22 protein-coding genes are annotated in these 23,511 nt (G+C 32.0%); 15 read left to right on the top strand and 7 right to left on the bottom strand.

The features are described from left to right. The first annotated feature begins 65 nt into the window (after nt 1-65). On the top strand, nt 66-620 hold the full coding sequence (locus tag ACY3JO_RS09150) for a macro domain-containing protein (RefSeq protein ID WP_463084685.1): 555 nt from the start codon (nt 66-68) through the stop codon (nt 618-620). Then, nucleotides 617-1,726, top strand: coding sequence for a DUF362 domain-containing protein (locus tag ACY3JO_RS09145; protein ID WP_463084684.1), 1,110 nt, complete (start codon nt 617-619; stop codon nt 1,724-1,726). Before ACY3JO_RS09150 ends, ACY3JO_RS09145 begins: the two co-directional genes overlap by 4 nt. Nucleotides 1,727-1,754: 28 nt before the next feature. On the opposite strand, the gene ACY3JO_RS09140 is transcribed toward ACY3JO_RS09145, so the two are convergent. Together ACY3JO_RS09140 and ACY3JO_RS09135 are read right to left on the bottom strand one after the other, a co-directional pair. Then, complete coding sequence (locus tag ACY3JO_RS09140) at nt 1,755-1,955, bottom strand: FmdB family zinc ribbon protein (RefSeq protein WP_463084683.1); 201 nt, start codon at nt 1,953-1,955, stop codon at nt 1,755-1,757. Nucleotides 1,956-1,960: 5 nt separating this feature from the next. After that, the gene (locus tag ACY3JO_RS09135; protein WP_463084682.1) at nt 1,961-3,073 is read right to left on the bottom strand and encodes an oxygen-binding di-iron domain-containing protein; all 1,113 of its coding nucleotides are present in this window, start codon (nt 3,071-3,073) and stop codon (nt 1,961-1,963) included. A gap of 174 nt (nt 3,074-3,247) precedes the next feature. Here ACY3JO_RS09135 and ACY3JO_RS09130 point away from each other — a divergent pair, with 174 nt between their 5' ends. From ACY3JO_RS09130 to ACY3JO_RS09120, 3 genes are all read left to right on the top strand, one after another. Beyond that, complete coding sequence (locus tag ACY3JO_RS09130) at nt 3,248-5,296, top strand: alpha-glucuronidase family glycosyl hydrolase (RefSeq protein WP_463084681.1); 2,049 nt, start codon at nt 3,248-3,250, stop codon at nt 5,294-5,296. A gap of 13 nt (nt 5,297-5,309) precedes the next feature. After that, nucleotides 5,310-6,359 (top strand): uroporphyrinogen decarboxylase family protein, encoded by a 1,050-nt coding sequence (locus ACY3JO_RS09125; protein ID WP_463084680.1) that lies wholly within the window; start codon nt 5,310-5,312, stop codon nt 6,357-6,359. Nucleotides 6,360-6,516: 157 nt separating this feature from the next. Further along, nucleotides 6,517-7,440 (top strand): cation diffusion facilitator family transporter, encoded by a 924-nt coding sequence (locus ACY3JO_RS09120; RefSeq protein ID WP_463084679.1) that lies wholly within the window; start codon nt 6,517-6,519, stop codon nt 7,438-7,440. Nucleotides 7,441-7,447: 7 nt separating this feature from the next. Here the strand turns inward: ACY3JO_RS09120 and ACY3JO_RS09115 are convergent, their stop codons facing one another. Then, nucleotides 7,448-7,642 carry a DUF6485 family protein gene (locus ACY3JO_RS09115; protein WP_463084678.1) on the bottom strand — a complete coding sequence of 65 codons (195 nt, stop codon included), beginning with the start codon at nt 7,640-7,642 and terminating at the stop codon, nt 7,448-7,450. 51 nt (nt 7,643-7,693) lie between these two features. Between ACY3JO_RS09115 and ACY3JO_RS09110 the strand changes: the two genes are divergently transcribed. Continuing rightward, the gene (locus tag ACY3JO_RS09110) at nt 7,694-8,677 is read left to right on the top strand and encodes a radical SAM protein (protein ID WP_463084677.1); all 984 of its coding nucleotides are present in this window, start codon (nt 7,694-7,696) and stop codon (nt 8,675-8,677) included. On the opposite strand, the gene ACY3JO_RS09105 is transcribed toward ACY3JO_RS09110, so the two are convergent. Both ACY3JO_RS09105 and ACY3JO_RS09100 read right to left on the bottom strand, forming a co-directional pair. Next, nucleotides 8,666-9,169: a ribonuclease H-like domain-containing protein gene (locus ACY3JO_RS09105; protein ID WP_463084676.1), complete on the bottom strand. Its 504-nt coding sequence runs from the start codon at nt 9,167-9,169 to the stop codon at nt 8,666-8,668. The two genes, ACY3JO_RS09110 and ACY3JO_RS09105, sit on opposite strands and share 12 nt — an antisense overlap. Beyond that, nucleotides 9,162-10,199 carry a LacI family DNA-binding transcriptional regulator gene (locus tag ACY3JO_RS09100; RefSeq protein WP_463084675.1) on the bottom strand — a complete coding sequence of 346 codons (1,038 nt, stop codon included), beginning with the start codon at nt 10,197-10,199 and terminating at the stop codon, nt 9,162-9,164. Before ACY3JO_RS09100 ends, ACY3JO_RS09105 begins: the two co-directional genes overlap by 8 nt. 287 nt (nt 10,200-10,486) lie before the next feature. On the opposite strand from ACY3JO_RS09100, the gene ACY3JO_RS09095 reads away from it, so the two are divergent. The 9 genes from ACY3JO_RS09095 to ACY3JO_RS09055 all read left to right on the top strand — a co-directional run bounded on the left by ACY3JO_RS09095 (nt 10,487) and on the right by ACY3JO_RS09055 (nt 20,966). Beyond that, the gene (locus ACY3JO_RS09095; protein ID WP_463084674.1) at nt 10,487-11,470 is read left to right on the top strand and encodes an ABC transporter permease; all 984 of its coding nucleotides are present in this window, start codon (nt 10,487-10,489) and stop codon (nt 11,468-11,470) included. Nucleotides 11,471-11,480: 10 nt separating this feature from the next. Then, complete coding sequence (locus tag ACY3JO_RS09090; protein WP_463084673.1) at nt 11,481-12,620, top strand: ABC transporter permease; 1,140 nt, start codon at nt 11,481-11,483, stop codon at nt 12,618-12,620. A 13-nt stretch (nt 12,621-12,633) separates the two neighbouring features. Next, nucleotides 12,634-13,632, top strand: coding sequence for an ABC transporter ATP-binding protein (locus ACY3JO_RS09085; RefSeq protein WP_463085674.1), 999 nt, complete (start codon nt 12,634-12,636; stop codon nt 13,630-13,632). After that, the gene (locus tag ACY3JO_RS09080; protein WP_463084672.1) at nt 13,629-14,639 is read left to right on the top strand and encodes an ABC transporter ATP-binding protein; all 1,011 of its coding nucleotides are present in this window, start codon (nt 13,629-13,631) and stop codon (nt 14,637-14,639) included. Before ACY3JO_RS09085 ends, ACY3JO_RS09080 begins: the two co-directional genes overlap by 4 nt. An 18-nt stretch (nt 14,640-14,657) precedes the next feature. Beyond that, a complete protein-coding gene (locus ACY3JO_RS09075) occupies nt 14,658-16,574 on the top strand; it encodes an ABC transporter substrate-binding protein (protein ID WP_463084671.1) in 1,917 nt (638 codons plus the stop codon). Between the two features lie 98 nt (nt 16,575-16,672). Beyond that, on the top strand, nt 16,673-17,509 hold the full coding sequence (locus ACY3JO_RS09070) for a carbohydrate binding domain-containing protein (RefSeq protein WP_463084670.1): 837 nt from the start codon (nt 16,673-16,675) through the stop codon (nt 17,507-17,509). Between the two features lie 46 nt (nt 17,510-17,555). Continuing rightward, complete coding sequence (locus ACY3JO_RS09065) at nt 17,556-18,224, top strand: carbohydrate binding domain-containing protein (protein WP_463084669.1); 669 nt, start codon at nt 17,556-17,558, stop codon at nt 18,222-18,224. Nucleotides 18,225-18,335: 111 nt separating this feature from the next. Continuing rightward, entirely contained in the window at nt 18,336-19,745 is a 1,410-nt protein-coding gene (locus tag ACY3JO_RS09060; protein WP_463084668.1) for a DUF4388 domain-containing protein, read from the top strand. Between the two features lie 39 nt (nt 19,746-19,784). Next, nucleotides 19,785-20,966 (top strand): MFS transporter, encoded by a 1,182-nt coding sequence (locus ACY3JO_RS09055; RefSeq protein WP_463084667.1) that lies wholly within the window; start codon nt 19,785-19,787, stop codon nt 20,964-20,966. Here the strand turns inward: ACY3JO_RS09055 and ACY3JO_RS09050 are convergent. Next, nucleotides 20,958-21,641, bottom strand: coding sequence for an anaerobic ribonucleoside-triphosphate reductase activating protein (locus tag ACY3JO_RS09050; RefSeq protein WP_463084666.1), 684 nt, complete (start codon nt 21,639-21,641; stop codon nt 20,958-20,960). The two genes, ACY3JO_RS09055 and ACY3JO_RS09050, sit on opposite strands and share 9 nt — an antisense overlap. Further along, on the bottom strand, nt 21,613-23,496 hold the full coding sequence (locus ACY3JO_RS09045) for a ribonucleoside triphosphate reductase (protein WP_463084665.1): 1,884 nt from the start codon (nt 23,494-23,496) through the stop codon (nt 21,613-21,615). The genes ACY3JO_RS09050 and ACY3JO_RS09045 overlap by 29 nt, the downstream gene beginning before the upstream one ends. Nucleotides 23,497-23,511 lie beyond the last annotated feature (15 nt).

The following is a 23,511-nucleotide window of genomic DNA, read 5'->3' as shown; positions in this document are numbered from 1 at the left end:
TGCCCTTTTGCTTCTCTTTTCGGTTTATAATAACAAGAAATAAACTGAGAGAGAGGTGAAAGGGCATGGAAATTTTATTTGAAAAAGATATAAATGAGGTTAAGTTAAAGGTTGTTAAAGGAGATATAACTCAAGAAAATTTAGATGCTATAGTTAATCCAGCAAATTCCTATTTAAGACATGGAGGAGGAGTAGCAGGAGCTATAGTTAGAGCAGGTGGTGAAATAATACAAAGGGAAAGTTATGAGTATGTTTCTAAATGTGGACCGCTTCCGGTAGGATCAGCTATGGTTACATCTGGTGGAAGTTTAAAGGCAAAATATGTTATTCATACTGTAGGCCCTCGATGGGGAGAAGGAAATGAACAAGAAAAACTTCAAAAAGCTGTAAGAAGTGTTTTAGAGATTGCAAAAGAAAGAGGTATTAAATCTATAAGTATCCCTGCAATAAGTTGCGGAATTTTTGGTTTTCCACCAGAGTTTGGCACAAAAATTATTGTAAATACTGTTCTTGATTTTATAAAGCATAATCCAAATGTTTTCGATGAGATTCATTTCATTGGTATAGATAATGAAATTCCAAATCTTTTTATTAAGGCATTAAAGGAGGAGAATTTATGAAGTCACCCATATATTTTTTATCACTAAGAGCAAAGAATGAAAATCAATCTGTTCTGAGAAGATTAAAAAGACTTGCTAAAAAACTTTTAGAAGAAAGAATGTCAAATGGAGATATAGTAGCTATAAAACTTCATTTTGGAGAGCCAGGAAATCATGCCTTTTTAAGACCTATATTTGTTAGACAGGTAGTGGAAGCTGTAAGAGAGCTTGGGGGAAAACCCTTTCTTACTGATGCTAATACTTTATATAAAGGTGGTAGAGCTAATGCTGTGGATCATTTAGAATCAGCCATTTACAATGGTTTTGGATATTCCTCTGTAGGAGCCCCCATAATAATAGCTGATGGAATTTATGGAGATTATTATAAGGAAGTAGAGGTAAATTTAAAGCATTTTAAGAAGATAAAAGTGGCAGGAGCTATACATGATGCGGATTTTCTCTTAGTTTTAACTCATGTTAAGGGACATATGAGTGCTGGAGTGGGTGGAGCAATAAAAAATGTAGGTATGGGGTGTGCACCAAGATCAGGAAAACAAATGCAACATGCCCAATTTAAACCTGATCCTAACCCCAACCTTTGTATTGGTTGTAAGAGATGTGTAAATCACTGTCCTACTGGAGCCATAGAACTTGTTGATAAGAAATCTAAGCTGACAAGGCCTGATTTGTGTATAGGTTGTGGTGAATGTGCAGTTGTTTGTCCTACATCGGCTATAAAAATTTTATGGAATGAATCTGCTATAGGATTACAAGAGAAAATGGCAGAATTTACTTATGGAATGCTGAAACAAAAAGAACCAAAATATGCCTTTATAAATTTTGTAATGGATGTATCTCCAGATTGTGATTGTGCAAGTTGGCATGATGCTAATATTGTTCCTGATGTGGGAATTTTAGGGGGTTGGGATATAGTTTCAATAGATCAGGCATCTTGTGATCTAATCAATGCACAGATGGGTCTAAAAAATACATTTTTAACAAATAATTTTAATCCTGGAGAAGATAAAATTAAAGCTATACATCCTAATATAGATTGGAGTTTACAAATAAAATATGCAGAAGAAATAGGACTTGGAAGTAGAGATTATGAATTAATTAGAATGTAAAAGGGAGAGGTAATAACCTCTCCCTTTTTTAATGGCAAGAGCTGCAATTTCCTCCTGAACAGGAAGAACAACCTGATGATCCTTGTTCAACTCCAGATGTGGCAAACAAAGATATGAGTTTTTTTAAATTTTTGCTTCCACACTTAGGACAGCATATCTCTTCATTAGAATATACAAGTTTTTCAAATTTTTCTCCACATTCTTCACATTTAAACTCATATATAGGCATTGATATCACCTCTGGAATATTTTAAAGATTCTTCTAAATGGATTTTCAGAAACTCTTTGTCTTTCATATAATATACCTTCAGGTATGTCAAGATTATATTTTCTCAGAGTTTTAATTATATCAATTCTTAAACTTTCTCTTTCTTCTCGTGGGGCATCCCCGCTAAATTTATCATAAAGCAATTCAATGGCTGTTTCTGGTTGGATTCTAAATTCTGTTGCTACTCCATTTTCAAAATGTATTAATTCTGGGAAAAATGGAGAAGAGTTAATCTCCTTCAATTTTTGCATTAATTTTTCTTTATCTGAATAGTTATTCTTTAAATTTTGTAAAATCTCATTAAAGGCATAAAGGTAAAATTGTTGTTGAGATTCATATTTTTTAATATAATCTAAACCTACTTCTAAATCATTAAGTTTAGCTAAAAAGTCTACTATTAGATTTTTTCTTATTATGTCTCCATGTTGTGGTAGTATAATCTCAGGAAGAGGAGTTAACCTGCCTATTTTGTCTATAGCAAGTCTCAAAGCTTCTTTCGAAGGCATATATATTTCATGAAAAAGTTTGATTCCCTCCCAAGAATCTTCAGTGGCAAATACTCCATTGGCTTCTCTGGATAATAGACCTCCTAAAAGGTCACCTGAAAAGAGAGTTTTTTTCTCTGGGATGAATAGCATCCAAGTCCCTCTAAAATGGCAGAAGGGTGTATGTATAAATTCTAAGGTATCATCGGTTTTAAGTACTACTTTTCTATTTGGGAAAAATTCTATAGCTTGAAATCTTTCTCTGGGAATACCATAAAATCTTATTAACCTCCATGTATCTTCAGAGGCAATAAGAATAGCATTTTTATTCATATCCATTATAGGTGCTAAAGATGATGTAACATCTGGGTCCTGATGATTTACGTAGATTAAATCTAAATTTTCTACTCCGCCTATGAGATCGTTTAATGTAAAGATTAAATCCTTAAAGTATTCTAAGGGTGTTGGGTCAATCAGAAGGTACAGTCTTTCTTTTCCATTTAGAGAAACAAGATATGAATTAGATACAAAGGGGTGTTCTGGAGTTTGTATCAAAGTAATATTATCATTTATCTTTGTAACTTTTAATGGCATATATAAACTCACCTCTTACATTTAAATTTTAAATTTATTTTACTACTTTTTTAAAAATATGTATAGAGTCTAATTTTTAGTAAAATAAACTAATAAAAGCTATTATTTGGAAAAACCATTGTGCAAACATTTTTTATGGTATAATTTTTAAAAAAAAGATAGGGGAGTTAAATAATGAGTGGTGTTAAACCGTATGATATGTGTTGGTTGGATTACAGAGCTTTAGAGATAAAAGATTTTGATTTATTTAGAACTATTTGTGTTGTAGATAATGACAAATCTCTTGAGGTCCCTATCAAGGAACTTAAACACTTTATAAAATATTCTTTTAAAATTAATCCGAGAGTAATAAAAGGAAGCTTTGACTTTTCTAAGTATATTTTGATTGGCAAAATAGATCAAATGAAAGATATCATAAAAGAAGCTAAAATGTGGGAAAGAAAATTAAATAATGAGGGTTTTATGCTTAAGAGGATAAAGGAAAATGATAAAGACATATTAATTATAACAGCTAAAAATGAAAGGACTTTGGTTTATGCAGTTTTTAAATTAATAGAAAATCTCAGGATAGGTGAGAAATTAGATGATTTAAATCATGTAGATAATCCTGCATCTTATTTTAGGATAATTAATCATTGGGATAATTTGGATGGAACAGTAGAAAGAGGTTATGCAGGAAATTCCATTTTTTTTAAAAACAATAAAATCATTATAAATGAGAGGACAATGGACTATGCTAGACTTTTATCCTCCATTGGTATAAATGGTGTTGTAATAAATAATGTAAATGTTAAGAAAAAGGAAGTAGAGCTTATAACCCATAAATATTTGAAGATTCTTTCAAGACTTGCCAATATATTCTGGGATTATGGAATAAAAATCTATCTTTCGGTTAATTTTGCTTCTCCTATTTATCTTGGTGGTCTTCCTACTGCTGATCCTTTAGATAAAAGGGTTTCCGTTTGGTGGAAGACAAAAGCAGAAGAAATTTATGATTATATACCTTATTTGGGAGGCTTTTTAGTGAAAGCAGATTCTGAATTTAACCCAGGTCCTCATATGTTTGGGAGAAATCATGCAGATGGGGCAAATATGCTTGCAGAAGCCTTAGAACCATATGGGGGATACGTGATATGGAGAGCCTTTGTATATAATTGTATGCAAGATTGGAGAGATTATAAAACAGATAGAGCTAGAGCAGCTTATGATAACTTTAAGCCCTTAGATGGAAATTTTTATGAAAATGTTGTTCTTCAGATAAAGTATGGACCTATGGATTTTCAAGTTAGGGAACCTGTATCACCGCTTTTTGGGGGAATGGAAAAAACTAATCAAATCTTAGAATTGCAAATAACACAAGAGTATACTGGGCAACAAATTCATCTATGTTATTTAGGTACATTGTGGAAGGAAATTTTAGAATTTGATACTTATGCCAAAGGTGAAGGCTCAAAAGTTAAAGAGATTTTGAAAGGAAAAATTTTTGAGACTAAATATAATGGTTTTGCAGGAGTATCAAATGTGGGAGATAGTCCAAATTGGACTGGACATGATCTTGCTCAGGCGAATCTTTATACTTTCGGAGTATTAGCATGGAATCCAGATAGAGATATAGCTAAGGTGGTAGATGATTGGATAAAATTGACATTTGGGAATGATAGCAAAGTAAGAGAAAATATTTCTTATATGTTGTTAAATTCTCATAGAATTTATGAAAAGTATACAACCCCTTTTGGACTTGGTTGGATGGTGAATCCTGGGTATCATTATGGACCCAATCCTGAAGGTTATGAGTATTCTCGTTGGGGTACATATCATAGGGCAAATTATGAGGCTATAGGAGTTGATAGAACTTCAAAGGGTACAGGTTATACTCTTCAATATCATTCTCCTTGGAGAGAGATTTATGATGATATAAATAAATGTCCAGAAGACTTACTTCTTTTCTTCCATAGGGTACCATATAAATTTATTTTGAAATCTGGGAAGACTCTTATACAGCAAATGTATGACCTCCATTTTGAGGGGGTAGAAGAAGTAGAAGTTCTTATAGAGAAATGGTATGAATTGAAAGGAAGAATTGATGATAAAATATTTGAAAGAGTTTCTAAAAGATTGGAAATGCAGTTGGAACATGCGAAGGAATGGAGAGATGTTATAAATACTTATTTCTTTAGAAAGACTGGAGTTCCCGATGATAAGGGAAGGAAAATATATCCATGAGGAGGAGAATGAGATGAAAGAAAAAGATTGGGATATTTTATTAAAAGCAGTTCAGTTTAAGGAACAAGATGATATTCCTATAGCACTGATTGTGGATAGTCCATGGATTCCTGGATATTTAGGAATTTCTCATCTACAGTTTTATGTTATTCCTGAGATTTGGATTGAGGCTTATAAGGAGATAAAAAAACAATTTCCCGAAGTTATTTTTATGCCCGATTTTTGGGTTGAATATGGTATGGCACAAGAGCCTTCAGGATTTGGATCAAAAATAATTTTCTATGAAAATTCTACACCAAGTATAGAACCAATTATACATTCTGCAGATGATCTTCCAGAATTTTTGAAGAGAGTAAAAAAGCCAAATCCTAAAACTGATGGTCTAATGCCTCTTGTACTTGAATTATATAAATATGTAGAACCCAAAATAAATAGTATGGGTGAATTAATAAAAATTGTAGCTGCAAGAGGACCTTTTGCAGTGGCGTCTCATTTAATGGGAGTTACTGAGTTCTTAGTATCTATAAAATTATATCCAGAAGAGACTAAAAAGCTAATTGATATCACAACAGAACTTGTAATTGATTTTCTTACTGCTCAGATAGAAGTGTTGCATAATGTGGAAGGGATATTGTTATTAGATGATATAGTGGGTTTCTTTTCTGAACAAGATTATTTAGAGTTTGTACATCCATCTTTGAAGAAGATATTTTCTTCTTTTGATTTTTCTGTTAAGATTTATCATAACGATACAAATAATAATGTTTATTACAAGTATTTACCAGATTTAGGAATTAATATTTTTAATTTTACTCATCTTCAAAACATTAAAGATGTTTATGAAATAACTCAAGGGAAAATATGTCTTATGGGAAATGTTCCACCTCTTGATATCCTTGTTAAAGGAAAAGAAGAAGATGTAAAAAGGAGTGTTGAAAAAATATTAAAGGATTTTGGCCAAAAAAATGGTATTATATTATCAGCTGGAGGAGGTGTGTCTCCAGGTACACCAGGAGAAAACATTAGAGCTTTAATAGAAGCAGTTAAGAACTTTAAATTTTAATTGTTTTTTGACTTTTAAAAATTTATCTTATATAATCCTTTCAAGGAAGATCAGGCTATAAAGCCGGGCCTTGTAACCTAAAGGCAGCAAGCTTTGTTAATATGCTTGCGGGACTTCCTGCTAACTGCAGGAATTTTTGTTTTTAGGAGGATAAACAATGAAGAAATTCAATGCCTGGCTTTTTGAAAAAATATTTTCTAAAAAAGAAGTTGATAGAAAGTATGTTGGATATTTGGAAGTTTGGATAAGTGTGTTAGGTAATTTGATTCTTTTTCTCTTTAAATATTTTTCTGGTGTATATTTAAGAAGTATTGCTCTTATAGCTGATGCTTTTCATTCTCTTTCTGATGTTTTAACTTCTATCATCGTTGTCCTTGGCTTTAGATTAGGAAATAAACCTGCTGATAAGGAACATCCTTTTGGCCATGGCAGGGTAGAAGAGATAGCCACCCTTGTAATAGCTATTCTTCTTATCATAGTAGCAATTGAGCTTACTAAAGGATCTTTTGAAAGAATTTTACATCCACAGAAAGTTAGTTTTAATTTTATAGTTTTTCTATTACTTATAATTTTTGCAATTTTTAAAGAATGGATGGCTAGATTTTCTATTTTTCTTGGAGAGAAGATTGATTCATCAACTCTGATTGCTGATGCATGGCATCACCGAAGTGATGCTATTGCTACTATTCTTGTGGCTCTTAGTCTTGTTTTTGCAATGTTTGAATGGTATATCTTAGATGGTATTTTAGGATTGGTTGTTTCTTTATTAATTTTTTTAGTTGGTTTTTACTTGATTAAATCTTCTGCTAATTTTCTTATAGGAGAAGCCCCTGAATCGGAGTTTATAAAGAAAATAGAAAGTATTGTATGTTCTATACCAGGTGTTTTAAACTATCATGATATATCAGTGCATGATTATAAAAATCAAAAGGTAATAACTATACATATCGAGGTAGAAAATAATCTTACCGCAAAAGAAGCTCATGAAATTGCTTTGAGGGTTCAAGATTCTATAAAGAAAAATATTGAAAATTCAGATGTTGTGGTTCATATTGACCCAAAAGGAGAAAGGGAGGATTAAATCCTCCCTATTTATACAAAGAAATGAATCTTCTTATAGATCTGTCATAAGTTCTTTCTACTTCGGGAGGAAAATAACATGCTGGAAGCTCTCCATGACTTCTGTGATATGCTAAACACTCACAACAAATACCTTTTCTTGGGCAAGGCTCATAAGTACAATTACATTTATTTAAATTATCCTGTATTTTACATTCAGCCATCAGAAATCACCTCCTTTTATACATATTATATCAAAATATAGAGATTTATTTATGGGTAAAGAATTTTCTTTCCAATGGCATTTAACAGATCTTTGTAATCTTAGATGTAAGCATTGTTATCAAGATAGTTATGATAATAGAAAAGATAAGTCTTTTGATGATATTAAAAAGATCCTTTATAATTTAGTGAATTACTCTGATAAACAAAACTTTGAGACTGTTAGCATCAGTTTAACGGGTGGCGAACCTTTTTTATTCCCTCATTTAATTCCTCTTTTAGAAGAAATTGAAAAGATTCAGTTAATTAAGGATGTTAATATAATAACTAATGGTGTAAATTTTAAAGATGAAAATCATCTTAAAAAGTTTAAAAAATTAAAATACTTAAAAGTTTCTTTGGAAGGAGCAACAGAAAAAACTAATGACCTTATAAGAGGGGAAGGGGTTTTTAAAAAAGTTATAAGTAATCTTGAAAATATCTCATATCCTTTTTTGTTAATGTTCACTTTAGCAAAATATAATTTCAAAGAATTGGATCTGATGTACAGGCTTGCAGAACAAGTAGGAGCAAAGGGCTTTATACTTGAAAGATTTATTCCATTAGGTGAAGGAAATAAGATTAAAGAAATGGTTCTTTCTTATAAGGAATGGTATGATGTAGTAGAAAGAATTTCATTTTGGATTGATAGTGAAGTTAAAGATCTCTTACCCTATAAAGCTTTTTATGTTGATTTTGAGAAAAATACTATCTGGGGAGCTTTGTGCAATTTAGGAGAGTCATGTGCTATTATGCCGAATGGAGACATATACCCTTGTAGGAGATTACCTTTGATTTTGGGAAATGCTTTATATGATGATTTCAGTATAATTTATGAAAAGATTGTAAAATTTAGGGATAATTTTAGTAAAGGTAAATTAAAGGGAAAGTGCCATTTATGTTCTGAGGCTGATTGTATAGGTTGTAGGGCCTTGGCTTATTCCTTTTTTGATGATATATACGCTGAGGATTTCCAATGTTGGAAATTACAAGTTTAATGGTAGTAATTTTTCCTTCAATATTTTAAGGTTTATCACATCTTCACGATTGTATTCTAATAGTAATCTTAAAGCGTAGATGTCTCCATATTCTATATAATGATCCCATAAGATTACAGCCATCTTACCATCTATATTTTTTAATTTTCTTGTGATACCTAATTTTTTCTCAATTCTTTTTAAGCCTCCATATAAACCCCTTTTCCAACACGAATACATTAAATCCTGATGGTATATATGTTCTTCAAGATCAAGACCTAATTTTTCCTTTATGAAAGGTAAATCAAAACGAGATCCATTATAAGTATACAATGTATGAGCTTTTTCCAATAAAATCATGATATTATAAGCTGTTATTTCAGGACCTATTAGTTGGTAAAAATATTCTTCATAGTTGTTTTCCAAAAGTATACCTACAACTGTAATATAAGATGATATAGGATTTAACCCTGTGGTTTCAATATCCAAATAAGCATTATATATTTTAATCATATTTTTTAGGGGGAGCACATGATTCTCTTATTACTAATTTGGTGGGTAGTATAACCTCCTTTTTCTTTTTTCTGCCTCTTTTAAGCCTTTCAAATAAAAGTTTTACAGCTGTTTCACCAAGTTCATATGCTGGTTGATATACAGCTGTTAGGGGAGGTGAAAAATATGGGAACCATTCCATATCATCAAAAGATATTAATGATATATCAGAAGGAATTTTTACTCCTATTTCAGTAATCCTTTTTAGTGATCCTAATACCATTAAGTTATTACTTGAGAAAATGGCTGTTGGTGGATTTTTTAAGTTTAAAAGATAGCTTGTTCCTTCATAACCTCCCTTTTCTTTAAAGTCCCCTTCATAAATTAAATTGTCATCTTTTTTAATATTATTATCTTCTAAAGCTTTAAGATATCCCTCTAATCTTTCATACCCTGTAGTAGTGTCTAATGGTCCTGTAATTATACCAATTCTCTTATGTCCTAAACTTATTAAATAATTTATAGCATCATAAGTACCTTTCACATTATCTACTAAAACCACATCTTCATATAAGCCTTCTATTTTCCTATCTACTAAAACAATTGGTATATTTTTTTCCCTAAATAAATCCAGATTTTCCCTTGTTTCACTACTTTTACTTGGAGTAATTATTAATCCATCTACTCTTCTACTAAATAGCACTTCTATATAGTTTTTTTCCTTTTCTACGTCTTCATCAGAATTACATAATATTAGGTTATAGTTAAATTTTGTAAGGTAGTCCTCTACGCCTCTAACAACCTCTGGATAGAATAGGTTTGTAATATTAGATATTATTAATCCTATGGTATTAGTTATTTTTTTTCGTAAACTACTAGCTAAAATGTTAGGTCTATATCCTAAAGTTTGTATGGCTTCATATACTCTTTCTCTTGTTTCTTTTTCCACATATCTTGTTTTATTTATCACATGAGAAACAGTACTAATGGAAACTCCCGCTAATTTAGCCACATCTTTCATTGTTGGAGATTTTTTTTCTTGTCTTCTCATATGTTTCCTTCTCTCCTTTAAATTTTTTATTTTTTTTTGTTATCAGTTTGTTTTATTCTAAATTTTTTTAATAATTCTTTCAAGAAGGAATATAAAATTGGAACCATTCTCTTAGTTTTTTTATGAAACTTTTCTTTAATATTGACATAGTATAAAATTTAATTTATTTTATAAGAAAACGATTGCAAAGCGATTTCTTAATGGTATAATAATCAAAAAGGGGTAATAAAATAATAAAAAAACACTACGAGTTTAATCCTTGGTATAGATTGAAAGGGGGAGAAGAGGTGAAAGAATATATCATTAAAAGACTCCTATATATGCTATTAACATTGTTTTTTATATCTGTAATTGTTTTTGTAGTGATACAACTTCCTCCAGGGGATTTTCTTACTTCTTATATAGCTCAACTTGCTACAAGTGGTGAGTCTGTAAATCTTGAAACAATTGAAGCTTTAAAAAAACAATATGGTCTTGATAAACCTATATGGGAGCAATATTTATTATGGATATGGAATGTGTTACATGGGGATTTTGGTAGATCTCTTTTATATAATAGACCAGTAAGTGAACTCATAGGAGAAAGGCTTGCAATAACCTTTGTTATTTCTTTATTTACACTTATCTTTATATGGGTTGTAGGATTTTTAATTGGTACCTACTCTGCCACTCACCAATACTCTTTTGGAGATTATTTATTTACCTTTTTAGGATATATTGGTCTCTCTGTACCTGCTTTTATGGTTGCTTTAATATTGTTATGGGTAGCTTATGCTTATTTTGGACAAAATCTTACAGGACTTTTTTCTCCTGAATATTTAGAAGCTCCTTGGAGTTTGGCAAAATTTTTAGATATGTTGAAACATATATGGGTTCCAGTAGTGATTATTGGACTTGCAAACACAGCAGGAATGATAAGAACTTTAAGAGCTAATCTTTTAGATGAATTGAATAAGCCATATGTATTAACAGCAAGAGCAAAAGGACTTCCAGAATGGAAAGTAATATTTAAATATCCTCTTAGAGTAGCTTTAATTCCTTTTATAAGTACTGTTGGTTGGTCACTTCCGTTTTTGGTTTCAGGAGCTGAGATTACAGCCATAGTGTTAAATTTACCTACCTCAGGACCTTTGCTCTTAGAATCCTTAAGAAATCAGGATATGTATTTAGCTGGTGCATTCCTCCTTATGTTAAGTTGTTTAACCTTATTGGGTACATTGATCTCAGATATTCTTCTTGCATGGGTAGATCCAAGGGTAAGGTATGAATAGGAGGGATAATATGTCAGAGATGGAAAAGAGAGAAGAAATAATAGAAGAAAGTTATATAGAGAAAGAGGAAAAAATTTATGTAGCTTCTCAATGGAAACTTATGTGGTGGAGATTCAAAAGAAACAAATTGGCTATCTTGGGAGGTATAATATTAATAATCTTTTATATAATTGCAGTCTTTTGTGAATTTTTTGCTCCAAGTGATCCCTATAAATACGATGTTCGTTATGTACTTGCACCACCTCAGAAAATTCATTTTGTTGATGAAACTGGTTTTCATTTGATGCCTTTTGTATATGCATATAAAATGGAGGTTGATCCTAATACCTTAAAAAGGATCTATACAGAAGATAAATCCAAAAAGTATCCTATTAAATTTTTTGTTAGGGGTCATGAGTATAAAGTATTAGGTTTATTTAAAAGTAATATTCATCTATTTGGAGTAGAGGGAGATGGACACATATTTTTATTTGGTACTGATAGCTTAGGTAGAGATGTATTTTCCAGAGTAATATACGGTACGAGAATTTCTACCACTGTGGGTCTTGTAGGTATTTTTTTAAGTTTTATTTTTGGAATAGTGATTGGGGGTGTTTCAGGATATTTTGGTGGTCCTTTTGACTTGCTTATTCAAAGAGTCATAGAAATTTTAAGAAGTATACCAACATTACCTCTATGGATGGCACTTTCCGCAGCTGTACCTGCTAATTGGTCTCCTGTAAAGATTTATTTTGCAATATCCATAATACTTTCTTTTATTGGTTGGACGGGTCTTGCTCGTGAGGTAAGAAGTAAGTTTTTGTCTTTAAGAGAGGAAGATTTTGTTACAGCTGCAAAATTAGCTGGAGCCAGTGAAAGAAGAGTTATATTTAGACATTTATTACCATCTTTCTTAAGCCATATTATAGCTTCATTAACCCTATCAATACCCAGCATGATTATTGGAGAGACAGCTCTTAGTTTCTTAGGCTTAGGTATAAGACCACCTGCTATTAGTTGGGGGGTTTTAATACAGGATGCTCAAAACTTTAGAACTGTGGCATTGGCTCCTTGGCTACTCCTTCCTGTTTTGTTTGTAATATTAGTTGTTCTTTCTTTTAATTTTGTAGGAGATGGTTTGAGGGATGCGGCAGATCCTTATGCGAGATAAGGAGGAATAGATGATGGATAAATTATTGGAAGTAAAAAATTTAAGAACATATTTTGTGTTAGAAGAGGGAGTGGTAAAGGCAGTTGATGGAATTAGTTTTGATATTAAACAAGGAAAAACTCTTGGGATTGTTGGAGAATCAGGTTGTGGTAAAAGTGTTACCGCCCTTTCTATATTAAAGTTAACTGGTCCAAGAAGTAGAATTCAGGGAGGAATCTTTTTATATAGAGATGGAGAAATTATTGATCTGGTAAAGTTAGATCCTAAGGGAAACGAAATTAGAAGTATAAGAGGGAAAGAGATTGCCATGATATTCCAAGAACCTGGAGCCTCTTTTTCTCCTGTACATACTGTGGGGGAACAAATTATAGAGGCTATTATGTTACATCAAAAGCTTGATAAAAAGTCTGCAAGAGAAGCAGCGATTGAGCTAATGAGGATTGCAGGAATTCCAAGACCAGAATTGAGAATAGATGAATATCCTCATCAATTTAGTGGAGGAATGTTACAAAGAGCAATGATTGCTATGGCTTTATCTTGTAGACCAAGATTATTGATAGCGGATGAACCTACAACTAACTTAGATGTGACAATTCAAGCTCAAATATTAGAGCTTATGAAGGAATTACAGAAACAATTTGGCATGGCAGTTATGATGATAACCCATAACTTAGGAGTTATAGCAGAAATGGCAGAAGAGGTTATAGTAATGTATCTTGGAAGGATAGTGGAGAGTGGTACGGTAGAAGATATATTCTATGACCCCTTACATCCTTATACGAAAGCCTTATTGGAATCTATTCCTAGAATAGGAAAGAAGGTTAGGGGAAGATTAAAAGCTATAAAAGGAATTGTCCCTGATCCTTACAATATGCCAACTGGTTGTACATTCCACCCAAGATGTCCACAATTTGTAAATGGATTATGTAATGTGAGAGTTCCAGAATTAAAAGAAGTAAAACCAGGACATAAAGTGAGCTGTTTACTTTATGGAGAGGTGGAAAAATCATGAATGATATCCTTTTGGAAGTAAAAAATTTGAAGAAATATTTTCCCGTGACGAAAGGATTCTTTAAAAAACAAGTTGCAACGGTGAAGGCTGTAGATGATATTAGCTTTTTTGTAAGGGAGGGAGAAACCTTAGGACTTGTTGGTGAGTCTGGTTGTGGAAAAACTACGACTGGTAAAGTGATATTGAGGGCATATGACCCAACAGAAGGAGATGTTATTCTTCATGTTGATGGAATATCTATTAATGTGGCTAAGCTACCCAATAATGAGTTAAAGAAAGTTAGAAAATATATGCAGATGGTCTTTCAGGATCCTTTTAGATCTTTGAACCCAAGAATGACTGTTAAAGAGATTATAGGAGAGCCGCTTCTTGTAAATGGGATTGCAAAGGGTAAAGAGTTAGATGAAAGGGTAGCAGATTTAATGAGGAAAGTTGGATTAAGACCTGAGTATATGAGAAGATATCCTCATGCTTTTTCTGGTGGGCAGAGACAAAGAATAAGTATCGCAAGAGCTTTGGCTCTTAATCCTAAATTAGTGGTTTGTGATGAACCAGTTTCTGCTCTTGATGTTTCAATTCAGGCCCAAGTATTGAATCTTCTTAAAGATTTACAAGAAGAATTTCATTTAACCTATCTTTTTATATCTCATGATTTAGGAGTAGTAGAATATATTTGTGATAGGGTGGCTGTTATGTATGTGGGTAAGATTGTAGAATTGGCAAGGGCAGAGGAAATCTTTGAAATACCGAGACATCCATATACAGAAGCTTTACTTTCTGCTGTTCCGAAACCTGATCCTAAGATGCGAACTCGCAGAATTTTATTAAAAGGTGAAGTACCAGATGCTTCAAATCCTCCTTCTGGATGTTATTTTCATCCAAGGTGCAATTATGCTAAGGAAATATGTAAGGAGGTGATGCCAGATTTAATTGATATAGGTAATAAACATTACGTGGCTTGTCATTTTGCTAAAGAACTTGACTTGAAAGGTATTCCAATTGTATAGATGAGAGGGGGTTAAAAAATGAGATCCATAAATGTTTTATCTCTCTTGTTAATATTCTTATTAATCTTCGGAAATACTATTGTAGGACAAAAGAAATACAATGAATCACCTATGCTTTCAGCTCTTGTAAAAGAAGGAAAACTTCCACCAGTAGAGCAAAGATTACCAAAAAATCCAATTGTAGTAAAACCTCTTGAAGAAGTTGGTAGATATGGAGGTACCCTAAGAAGAGCTTGGACAGGTCCTGGTGATAGATGGGGTATTGCTAAGATATGCTATGATGCTAACAATTTAATGAGATGGGCTTCTGATAGTAAGACAATTCTTTCATGGCTTGTAGAGAAATATACTGTTTCTAAAGATGGTAGGATATTTACTTTTAAGTTAAGAGAAGGATTAAAATGGTCAGATGGTCATCCACTTACAACTGATGATGTAATTTTCTGGTATGAAGATGTAATAGGTAATGAGGAGCTTACTCCTACATTCCCATCTGCTTTTGTACAGGATGGAGTTAGAGCAAAATTTGTTAAAGTTGATGATTATACCTTTAGAATAGAATTTAAAAATCCAAATCCAATGTTTATTTATACCTTTCCAACCCAAGGATGGTTTATTGATAATTCAAAAGGATCTTTTAGCTTTTACGCACCAAAGCATTATCTTTCTCAATTTCATCCTAAGTATACACCCAAAGACAAGTTAGAGGCTATGGCAAAACAAAAAGGTTTTAATAAATGGTATGAGCTATTCCAATTTATGATTGATTATATACAGAATCCAGATTTACCAACCATGTCACCTTGGAAGATTGTAAGCAAGAGTCCTAATGAGCCAGTATTCGTTATGGAAAGAAACCCTTACTATCCAGTAGTAGATATCGAAGGAAACCAACTACCATATATTGATAGAGTAGTACACTATCTTGTTAGTGATGCAGAAATGATAAATATGAAGGCTGTAGCTGGAGAGATAGACTTTCAAGCAAGACATATTAGGCTTCCCAATTATACTTTATTCATGCAAAATAAAGATAAAGGAAATTACAGAGTACTTGTTTGGAGAACTGGTACAGGGGCAGATCCTGCTATATATCTAAATCAAAATGTAAAAGATCCTGTAAAGAGAAAACTCTTCCAAGATGTAAGATTTAGACAAGCTTTATCTCTTGCTATTAACAGAGAAGAAATTAATAAGATTCTTTTCTTTGGTTTAGGAGTACCAATGCAAGCAGCTATTCCGCCTGGAGCTGCATATTATGATGAGGCTTGGACAAAAGCTTATGCTCAATATGATCCTGGAAGAGCCAAAATATTGTTAGATGCAATGGGCTTAAAAATTGGGAAAGATGGATTTAGATTAGGTCCAGATGGAAAACCAATTGAGCTTGTAATAAGTTTTACCACATATCCAGGTAGTGCTAATATGAGCACAATGGAGCTTATTAAGAGCTATTGGGAGGCTATAGGTATAAAGACTATAATTAAACAGGTGGATAGAAGTTTGTATACCACAAATTGTAATTCAGGTGATATAGAAGTTGGTGTTTGGGTTATGGATCGTATGAGTAATGTGGCTATAAATGCAGGAAGATTGCTTGGCACATGGACAGATGGTCCCTGGGCACCTCTTTATGCTAGATGGTATTGGACAAAGGGTCAAGAGGGAGAGGAACCTTCTGGAGATATTAGAAAGATATATGATCTATGGGATGAATTTAATAGAACAGTAGATGCAAGAAAGAGAGATACAATAATAAGACAGATTATAGCTTTACACAGAAAGAATATATGGATCATTGGAACAGTGGGAGGATTGCCTCAGCTTGTAATAGTAAAGAACAATTTAAGGAATGTGCCATCTGGAATACTATGGGATGATCCTTATAGATCTGAACTTAATTCCTTCCCAGAACAATTTTTCTTTAAACAATAAAATATTTTGGGAGAAGGGAAATTTATGCCCTTCTCCCTTTTCTAAATTTTAATAAATGGTTTGAACAAACTTTTTAAAATAAAGGGAGGTGCAAAGTAATGTTTAAAAAGTTATTAGTCCTTTGTTTAGTATTCTGTATATTTATTCTAATTGGGGGCTGTGCTCCAAGGACATCATTAGAGGGACTACCCGAAGCACCTTCTAATTTAATTGCTAAATTAGTAGATCCCATATTAACTGAGGTAAAAGTTGAACTTCTATGGAAGGATAATTCTGATAATGAAGATGGGTTTATAGTAGAGAGAAAAACAGGTAGTGGTCAATATGAAGTGATAGCGCGATTAGAACCCAACACGACCTCTTATATTGATGATAGTGTTTCCCGTAATAGTGTATATTCTTATAGAATAAAAGCTTATAATGATAAGGGTAATAAGCTATCGAATGCAGTTCAAATTGAAGTTCCAATTGTTAGCACAAGTTTTGAGGACGAAACCACTCAATCTTGGCAACCAAGAGGATCAGGGGTATCTATAGAAGTGAAATATGGTGTTGCTAGTCATGGAGATTATTCTTTATTTGTATCTGGAAGAAGTAGTAATTGGCATGGTACTCAAATACCTTTACTTTCTCGAGATGGAGTACAGTATTTACAACCTGGTAATAGTTACAATATAAGGATATGGGTTTATCAAAACTCTGGATCTGAGCAAAAAATAACTTTGACTATGCAAAGAACGAATAATGATGAAAGTATAAACTATGATACTATTGTCTGGCAAAAGAATGTACCTAATGAAACATGGGTAGAGCTATCGGGTTCATATAGTGTCCCTACCAATGCAACCCAACTTTTGCTTTATGTTGAATCTCCTAATGCTGATTTGTCCTATTATATTGATGGATTAGTAATAAAAATAAAAAATGAAAATTAAATTTCTACCATTCCTAAAAAATTTATAGAGTAGGGAGGTACTTATTATGAAGAGGGTCTTTAGTATCTGTTCTTTATTGATAGTATTGTTTTTTGTTGCCGGCTGTGCTAAGGCACCTATGTCTACTACAGAACAAGCTCAGATGGTAGAAGAGGTTAAGAAAGAGGTTGCTTCAGTACCAAATACTCCTAATGCTTTAGTTTTGACAACTTTTGAAAGTGGCAAAGAGGAAGGATGGACAGCAAGAGGTGATAATGTAAAGATCTTAGTAACAGATAAAGAGGCACATACAGGTAAGTACAGTTTATATGTCTCTGGAAGAAGTGCAGGATGGCATGGTGCACAGATTCAATTAAAAGATATATTGAAACCAGGAAGGGTTTATAGCATATCTGTATGGATATTGCAAAAATCTGGATCAAGCCAATATTTAGGTCTTACTATGCAAAGAAAATATGATTCTGACTCTAATACTCAATATGATTGGATAAAGCATGAAAATAACGTACCTAATGGAAAATGGGTAGAACTTTCTGGCACTTATGAGATTCCTGCTAATGTTTCCATCCTTGATCTTACTTTATATGTAGAAGCTCCGTCTAATACTTCACTTGATTTTTATATTGATGATCTTGTGATTGTAGAAGGAAAAACTGCCTTTAAAATTACTCCTGACTTATACGAATTAGTAGCAAAGATTATTAATATTAAATAATTTTATAAAAAGAAAAATTTTAAATTTATCTTAAAGCCGTGATATAATAGTTAAAGGGGAAAGTTTTCTCAGCTTTCCCCTTTAAAAAAATAAGAGGAAGAGGAGAGGGCTATGAGTTTAAATGGAGATTTGAAAAGCGTTTCATTATGGGAGGTTCTTGAAATATTATCCTTCAGTAGAAAGACAGGAAGATTACAGTTGACTCATGGTTCTAAAAAAACTGACGTCTATTTTGAAGAAGGTAGAATTAAGCATATAAAAGCAGAAAACTGTGAGGATAATGATGCCATATTAGGGCTTGCCTTATGGAAAGAAGGAAATTTTGCCTTCTTTCCAGATGATAGAGCTCCCAAAACCAATTTAAATTTAGATCCTCTCCATATTCTTGTAGATGTATCCAAGGATATTGATCTTATTGAATATTTAGGAGATCTTATCTTCCTATTTATTAATATTGCTAATTTAACAGATGAAGAGAAAAATGTAGGATTATTATTTGATGGACTTAAACCTGCAAAGGAAATCATTTTAAATTCTCCATATGGTGAAGCGAAGACATTAAGAATTATTGAAAAGCTTAGAAAAAATAGAAATCTTTTAAGAATAGACGAAAACTTAAATCTATTTTGGGTTTATACTTTCTGGAGATATTTTATTTATACTCTTGAAAAGGAAAATGAAAGAGATTTTCGTAAAAAATGGATAGATACATTAAATAAAATGCCATCTACCTATAAACTTGCTTATGAGGTTTTAACTCGTGATAAAAAAGTAGAATGGTTTAATGTATTTCCTTTAATAAGGGAGATTCCAATTTCTGAATTCTTCCCAGTAGTTAAGGATGCTTTCCATTTTATAGAAAGTTATAGAAAGCTTGAAGTTAACAATGTAATTGATACTGGAAAGATTCTGTTCCTTAGTCAGGAATTAGAACCTTATATGGAAAAGGTTTATATACCTATAAAATATAGCGAAATTATTGAGGAAAATATTGTTCTTTGGTCCTTTGAAGGAAAAAGAGTTCTAAGAGAAACCCTCGATATTTTACCTTTTGGTGAACTAAGAAAATTACAACTTGTAAAATCAGTGATGGATAAAAAATTAGTTCTACCTTTAGGAGATAATTTAAAGCTTGATTTTCTAAACTATTTCTTTAATTTCTGGCAAGATATACTTATAAAGTTGGAAAAGAAAGGAAAGGCAGAGGAATTTAAAAAAGAATGGGATAAATTTATATATGAAAGTCTTTCTGATGTAAAGCATCTTTTTTCTCATCTCACTTTTGAAACTAAGCCTAATTTCCCCTATTTCTATAAAAATATAGCAAAATCTCAAGAGGATGAGTTAAGGGCATTTTTGAAAGAAGCAATTAAAGTAGTATATGAGTTTGCAGAAAAGGTACTTTCTAAGGAAGAAATAGAGGAATCAATTAATGATTTACTCAAAAATGTGGAAAGATTTTCTTCTCAACAAGTAAAAGAAGCTATTTCTAATTTACTAAATGAGGTATATATAAAGTAATTTTTTTTAAGTTGCAAAAGATGGTAAAATTACCTTATTGTGGAAGCAATAAGCTTAAGTTTATTTATAAAAATCGTTGTTCTTATAAGCCTAGGTGGTATTAGTTTTTCTTTTTTCCAGGCTTTTAGGAGCTTTTCATTTGTATTTTTTGTAAATAAATTTGTTTCATCGAAGACAGAGGTTGGTATATTGCTTTCTCTTGGAAGCCTTATAGGTATAGTTATACCTCCGATAATTGGATATATTTCGGATAAACTTAGGAATTTTCTTAAAGGAAGAAAAATTTTAATAATATTTTTTCTATTCTTATCTCTTTTTTCTGTTTATAGTCTCGAAAAAGTAAAAGATATATCTAGTTTATATATTTATATAACTTTCTTCTTTATATTTTTTTATTCTGGTTTTTCTATTTATCAAGCTTTAATTCCCGATCTGATACCCAGAGATACATATGCCCGTGCTACAGGTATAATAAATTTTATGTCTCAATTTTTTCAAGGTTTATATATATTCGTCGTGGTAATTTCCCATGCATCTAATCTAAAATTTGAGCTTCTTAAATATGGAACATTAATTTCTGTCTTTTTCCTATTATTTTTACCTGAGAAATCAGGGGTTAGTAAAAATGAAAATCTAAAATTAGATTTGGAACTCTTTAAAGGAAGATTTTGGTTTTTACTATTTTTCCTTCAATTTTCCATTTGGTATGGAGTTTCTTCTGTTAGTTCTTTTATTCTTTTATTCTTTCAAGATGCTCTTTCAGCTTCTATTAATGATTATATGGTAGTACTTGCTATTTTTGGAATTTTAACTGCCCTTTCTACATTTGTATCTGGTTTTCTTGCTGATAAATATTCTAAAGAAAAACTTTCTGTTTTTTCTTTATTTTTTTTTGGATTGAGCAGTTTTTTATTTTCTCAAACCTACAGGATTTTTCATGCTTTTATTGCTTCTATAATTTATGGCATTAGTTTAGGGTCTTTAATGGTTATTCCTTATAGTCTTATTCTTGAATATATACCTAAGGGAAAAGCTGGAAGTTTTGTAGGTGTTAATACTCTTGTGATTTCTATGGCACAGGTTTTGGCATATTTTACTTCTGGAATGACTATTGATTTGGGTGGATATAGGGTTAATTTCTTGCAGGGATTAATTTCTTCTATTCTTGGGCTTTTAATTCTAAAAGAGATTAAAAATAGTAGATTTAAAAATTTATCTTAAATTTCCTTTTGACAATGTACTGAGTTCCTTTAAATATTCTTTGGAGTAAGGAGATAGGTTTCTATAATTATGATCTAAAGTTTTTTCAGGTTTGAAGGTTTGTAAAAAGTAAGGCACGTCTTCAATAATATTTTTTATCTCTATAATATCTTCTTTTTCTACAACATTTGGTACTACAGTGGTTCTAACCTCGAAGTTGATGTTACTTTCTTTTAATATTCTTAAGGATTCTTTTATCTTATTTACATATTTTTGGGCTAATTCTTCTGGAAGTCCTATTGCCATAGCATATTTTGAGGGTGACGTTTTAAAGTCCATAGCCACATAATCAACCAATTTGCCTTTGATTAGTTCTATAAGCATTTTAGGATTTGCCCCATTTGTATCTAATTTTATGAAATATCTTTTTCTTTTTAATTTAAATAAAAAGGAGGGGAGATCCTCTTGTAGGGTAGGCTCCCCTCCTGTTATTACAATCCCCTTTATTATTTTTTTTCTCCTATCAATTTCCTCTATTATAAAATCTTCAGAATAAATACCTTTTTTCCTTGTAGATATAAGCTCAGGATTGTGACAGAAGGGACAACGAAAGTTACAACCCTGAGTAAATATAACAAAGCTTGGTTTTCCAGGATAATCTATGAGACTAAATCCCAGGTAACCTGAGATTTTCATGTTTTCTCCTCTCCTCTAATGTCAACTTGAAGGTTTTTCTAAATTTAAACTCTTCTTGTTTTCCTTTATTCCAACTTTTGACAGGTCTGTAATATCCTACTACTCTTGAATAAACTTCTGTTTCTTTTCCGCAAGTAGGGCATTTTTCGTAATTTCCTCTAAGATAACCATGTTCAGGACATATGCTAAAGGTGGGAGTTAGTGTGAAATATGGCAATCTATAGTTATTTGTGATAAGTTTTACTGCTTCTTTTACCATTTCTATATCTTCTAATGCTTCACCTAAGAATATATGCAATACAGTACCACCTGTATAGAGACTTTGGAGCTCATCTTGATGTTCCAATACTTCAAAAGGATCTGCTGAATAATCAACAGGAAGTTGAGTAGAATTGGTATAGAAGGGTTCTTTATCTCCCGAGGTATATATATCTGGATATTTTGACTTATCTATTCTTGCTAATCTGTAGGATGTACCTTCTCCGGGAGTAGCTTCTAAGTTGTAAAGATTTTTAGTTTCTTTTTGATATTCTAAAAGTTTTTCTCTCATGAATTTAAGAACTTTTATGGCAAATTTCCTTCCAGCTGAAGTATCTATACCTTCTCCAAGTAAATTTACACATGCCTCATGCATGCCTATAAGTCCAATGGTGGCAAAATGATTGCCCCAATATTGTCCTGTTAACTCATAAACTCCAGAAAGATAATATTTAGAATAAGGATATAAATTTTTATGTGTGAGATCTTCTATTACATTCCTTTTTATTTCAAGGCTTTCTTTTGCAAGATCCATTAGATAAGATAGTCTTTCAAAAAATTCCTCTTCATTTTTAGATAAATATCCAAGTCTGGGCATATTTATGGTTACCACACCGATACTTCCTGTAAGAGGATTGGCTCCAAATAATCCGCCACCTCTATGTTTTAACTCGTCCACGTTTTTATTATTTACATTTAAAGAAAAACTTAAGGCTCTTTGTCTTACTAAAGAGTTATCTAATCTTAATCTACAGCACATAGATCTTACATCTGAAGGATCCATATCTGAATTAACGAAGTTTGAGAAATAAGGAGTACCGTATTTAGCTGTCATTTCCCAAATTTTGGTTAAGTTTGACTTTTCCCATGGAAAATCTTTTGTTATGCTGTAAGTTGGTATAGGGAAGGTAAAGATTCTCCCATTGGCATCTCCCTCTATCATTACTTCTGCAAAAGCTTCATTTAGAAGGTCCATCTCTCTTTGAAATTCTCCATATTTAGCTTCTTTTCTTTCTCCTCCTATTATTACTTTTTTATCTTTTAAATCTTCTGGTACTACTAAATCAAAGCTTAAATTAGTAAACGGAGTCTGAAATCCTGTACGGGTTGGAATATTGAGATTGAAAACAAATTCTTGCATGGCTTGTTTTACTTCTTTATAGGTGAGATTATCATAGGCAATAAAAGGAGCCAGCAATGTATCAAAATTTGAAAAAGCGATAGCTCCTGCCGCTTCACCTTGAAGTGTAAACATGAAATTTACAATTTGTCCCAAAGCAGTTCTGAAATGTTTGGCTGGTTTGCTGGCGACTTTTCCTTCTACCCCTCCAAATCCTTTCAAAAGTAGATCTTCTAAATCCCAACCCACACAATATACTGAAAGAGATCCAAGGTCATGTATATGAAAATCTCCATTTTGATGAGCCCTTGCTATCTCTGGAGGATAGATTTCTTCTAACCAATATCTTGCTATAAGAGAAGAATAAAGATAATAGTTTAAGCCTTGGAGAGAATATCCCATATTTGAGTTTTCATTTACTCTCCAGTCTTCCCTGTTTAAGTACTCTTTTATAAGATCATTCAGACTGCTGATCATTTTTCATACCTCCCT

It is taken from the genome of Dictyoglomus sp. LHC4 (genome assembly GCF_055181355.1).
Note: the sequence above shows the minus strand (reverse complement) of the source record. Positions and strands in the feature narration are given on the sequence as shown.

Bases quoted from the DNA above. Each gene is read 5' to 3' on its own strand.
- ACY3JO_RS09075 (WP_463084671.1), top strand. From the start codon at position 14,658: ATGAGATCCATAAATGTTTTATCTCTCTTGTTAATATTCTTATTAATC.
- ACY3JO_RS09135 (WP_463084682.1), bottom strand. From the start codon at position 3,073: ATGCCATTAAAAGTTACAAAGATAAATGATAATATTACTTTGATACAA.
- ACY3JO_RS09115 (WP_463084678.1), bottom strand. From the start codon at position 7,642: ATGGCTGAATGTAAAATACAGGATAATTTAAATAAATGTAATTGTACT.
- ACY3JO_RS09125 (WP_463084680.1), top strand. From the start codon at position 5,310: ATGAAAGAAAAAGATTGGGATATTTTATTAAAAGCAGTTCAGTTTAAG.
- ACY3JO_RS09085 (WP_463085674.1), top strand. From the start codon at position 12,634: ATGGATAAATTATTGGAAGTAAAAAATTTAAGAACATATTTTGTGTTA.
- ACY3JO_RS09060 (WP_463084668.1), top strand. From the start codon at position 18,336: ATGAGTTTAAATGGAGATTTGAAAAGCGTTTCATTATGGGAGGTTCTT.
- ACY3JO_RS09050 (WP_463084666.1), bottom strand. From the start codon at position 21,641: ATGAAAATCTCAGGTTACCTGGGATTTAGTCTCATAGATTATCCTGGA.
- ACY3JO_RS09110 (WP_463084677.1), top strand. From the start codon at position 7,694: ATGGGTAAAGAATTTTCTTTCCAATGGCATTTAACAGATCTTTGTAAT.
- ACY3JO_RS09145 (WP_463084684.1), top strand. From the start codon at position 617: ATGAAGTCACCCATATATTTTTTATCACTAAGAGCAAAGAATGAAAAT.
- ACY3JO_RS09100 (WP_463084675.1), bottom strand. From the start codon at position 10,199: ATGAGAAGACAAGAAAAAAAATCTCCAACAATGAAAGATGTGGCTAAA.
- ACY3JO_RS09120 (WP_463084679.1), top strand. From the start codon at position 6,517: ATGAAGAAATTCAATGCCTGGCTTTTTGAAAAAATATTTTCTAAAAAA.
- ACY3JO_RS09065 (WP_463084669.1), top strand. From the start codon at position 17,556: ATGAAGAGGGTCTTTAGTATCTGTTCTTTATTGATAGTATTGTTTTTT.
- ACY3JO_RS09070 (WP_463084670.1), top strand. From the start codon at position 16,673: ATGTTTAAAAAGTTATTAGTCCTTTGTTTAGTATTCTGTATATTTATT.
- ACY3JO_RS09150 (WP_463084685.1), top strand. From the start codon at position 66: ATGGAAATTTTATTTGAAAAAGATATAAATGAGGTTAAGTTAAAGGTT.
- ACY3JO_RS09045 (WP_463084665.1), bottom strand. From the start codon at position 23,496: ATGATCAGCAGTCTGAATGATCTTATAAAAGAGTACTTAAACAGGGAA.
- ACY3JO_RS09080 (WP_463084672.1), top strand. From the start codon at position 13,629: ATGAATGATATCCTTTTGGAAGTAAAAAATTTGAAGAAATATTTTCCC.
- ACY3JO_RS09140 (WP_463084683.1), bottom strand. From the start codon at position 1,955: ATGCCTATATATGAGTTTAAATGTGAAGAATGTGGAGAAAAATTTGAA.
- ACY3JO_RS09130 (WP_463084681.1), top strand. From the start codon at position 3,248: ATGAGTGGTGTTAAACCGTATGATATGTGTTGGTTGGATTACAGAGCT.
- ACY3JO_RS09105 (WP_463084676.1), bottom strand. From the start codon at position 9,169: ATGATTAAAATATATAATGCTTATTTGGATATTGAAACCACAGGGTTA.
- ACY3JO_RS09090 (WP_463084673.1), top strand. From the start codon at position 11,481: ATGTCAGAGATGGAAAAGAGAGAAGAAATAATAGAAGAAAGTTATATA.